Source organism: Streptomyces sp. P17 (assembly GCF_032436805.1).
GTDB lineage: Bacteria > Actinomycetota > Actinomycetes > Streptomycetales > Streptomycetaceae > Streptomyces.
Genome location: NZ_JAVRBF010000542.1, coordinates 1 through 315, shown reverse-complemented (window position 1 = coordinate 315; position 315 = coordinate 1). Strand labels below are relative to the sequence as shown.

At 40.0% G+C, this 315-nt stretch carries 1 protein-coding gene; it reads right to left on the bottom strand.

Annotated elements, in window-relative coordinates; translation table 11 throughout:
• Nucleotides 1–305, bottom strand: a 305-nt coding sequence (locus RMT89_RS42030; protein WP_315889024.1) for a hypothetical protein, incomplete at its 3' end; no start/stop codon positions are given.
• Between the last annotated feature and the right edge of the window lie 10 nt (nucleotides 306–315).

Genomic DNA, 315 nt, shown 5'->3' with positions numbered 1-315 from the left:
GGTGCCGTAGTAACCAATACGATAATAGTACCAACAACGGAAGAAACAGCAGTCCCAAATGGCAGTTGTGCTAGTTTTTCTGTTGCAGAAACACCACTGTTTGTCGTAAGGAATAGTACAACAAACATCAATACAATGATTACAGGCACCGCAACTTTCGATACTTTACCCAACATTTCAAAGCCAAACGCTGTAGAAGTAACGAAAATAACACAACCAACCGCAACTAATATTGGAATAGGAATAGATACCCCAAAGTCAGAAAGTATATTATACACACTGTGGCCGAACATATTCGCTGTCACGGTTATCCAA